Raw genomic sequence first — 1,766 nt, forward strand, 5'->3', positions numbered from 1 at the left:
GGAACTTGGACTATTTATGATTCTGCTGTTACAGACTCTACAGACACAATCGCCTCAAATTCTCTGATTGCGATAGAAGATGCGGCAAAGAAAGGCGCTTACTATCAAGGCTCAAAAGGAAAGACGATGTTCTATCTTGATGTTCCTGCGAATACAACGAAAGTTGTTTTGAAAGCTAAAACAGGCTCTTCGACATCGGGTGCTACAACAACTGTAAGTGTTAACGGCACAAAGAGCAATTCAATTTCAAACACATCTTACACAGATGTTGAAATTGCTGTTTCTGTGACAAAGGACAGCACTATTGCTGTTGTGAATTCTGGTTCTAATTCGCTTAATATCTCTGAAATCAAGGTGATTGCTTCAACGGGATGGAAAACAACGCTTTCAAGCGGGGCTGATATGTCTAATATTGATGCTTACGAAGTTGACGAGCGAAGCGAGACTGTTCCGGCAACTGTTCTCTCAAAATCTGGAAACCATGCTTATTCAAATTTTGATACAACTTTAGGCGATGCAGGTCTTGGTCTTACAAACCTGCCGACATCTCCTGATGTTGCAAAGGCTTCAGTTCTTGAATTTGCCGGACGGCATAATCCTGACTTTGCTTGGAACTTTGATAATTCCATAGATGATGCGAGCTACGCCGTAAATGAAGAATTGAATTCTGCATTGCTTGCCCATACAACAGGCGTAACAAAAATCGGACAGTAATCCGTAAAAAAAACAATTGATGTAAAAAAACTCCGCCGGGCATTTGTCTGGCGGAGTTTTTTTTGCGTTTTTTTTAATCTTTATTTTTCTAAAAAAAATGCTGGCGATTTACAGACAATTTCTATTACTTCCATATTTCCGCGTTTTTATGTAAAATGCTTTCTATGAAAACTGTAGACGAGACAACTCTTTCAAATTTGCTGCAGCTCAGCCGGCTTTCCCCTGAAAGCACTGACATGGCAACACTTAAAAAACAAGTGGACGAAATCGTTGGATATTTTGACATTCTTTCCAAATATGACGACTCCGAGAATCCTTATGACGCTTATCCTTCAACCGAGGCTGAAAAGCTCCGCGAGGACGAGATTGTTCCGGGGCTTGATATTCCATCTCTCAAGCAGACAACCGACAAATTTATGGACGGATATTATCAGGTTCCTAAAGTTCTTGGCGAGGGAGCGTAAAAAGCAAGAAATTTTAAGATAGGGAAGGGGAAAAGCCTTTCCCCTGCGTCACACTTCGTTGTGCCGCCCCCCTTTCTCCTAAGGGCTGCGCCCTTAAAATCCTGCTTTTAAATCTTCATAAGGTGAAAATATGTTTTATACAATAGAAGAAACTGTAAAAGCCTTGAAATCCGGCGAGACAACTTCTGCCGCGCTTGTTAAGGCTTCTGTTGATACTTTTGAAAATGATAAAAAATCTGAAAAGCCGCTGAACGCTTTTCTTGAAATTTACGACGACGTTGTTGAAAAGGCGAACGCTGCTGACGCGGAAATTGCAGAGGCAAGAAAAAACGGCACAGTCGGAAAACTTTTTGAGGAAAAGCCGCTTCTTGGCGTTCCTTTTGCCGTAAAAGACAACATTTCCGTAAAAGGAAAATCTCTTACCTGCTCGTCAAAAATTCTGCAGGGATACCGTGCGCCTTACAACGCGACTGTAATCGCGCGGCTTTTGGACGCCGGTGCAATTCCGCTTGGAAGATGCAATCAGGACGAATTCGCGATGGGCTCTTCAACCGAATATTCAATTTACGGGCCTACAAGAAATCCTAT

General features: G+C 42.1%; 3 protein-coding genes. All 3 read left to right on the forward strand.

The window, feature by feature from the left end; all coding sequences use genetic code 11:
• On the forward strand, positions 1 to 714 hold a 714-nt coding region (locus tag B2X33_RS01170; RefSeq protein WP_296666939.1), incomplete at its 5' end, for a hypothetical protein.
• A gap of 155 nt (positions 715 to 869) precedes the next feature.
• The gene (gatC, locus tag B2X33_RS01175) at positions 870 to 1,178 is read left to right on the forward strand and encodes an Asp-tRNA(Asn)/Glu-tRNA(Gln) amidotransferase subunit GatC (RefSeq protein WP_296023208.1); all 309 of its coding nucleotides are present in this window, start codon (positions 870 to 872) and stop codon (positions 1,176 to 1,178) included.
• 130 nt (positions 1,179 to 1,308) lie between these two features.
• The coding region (locus tag B2X33_RS01180) for an amidase family protein (protein WP_296666941.1) at positions 1,309 to 1,766 on the forward strand (458 nt) is incomplete at its 3' end.

This window comes from Treponema sp. UBA785, from assembly GCF_002297065.1.
Classification (GTDB): Bacteria; Spirochaetota; Spirochaetia; order Treponematales; family Treponemataceae; genus Treponema_D.

What these genes read in the sequence shown, in the direction of transcription:
- gatC (WP_296023208.1), top strand. Translation starts at nt 870, where the DNA reads ATGCTTTCTATGAAAACTGTAGACGAGACAACTCTTTCAAATTTGCTG.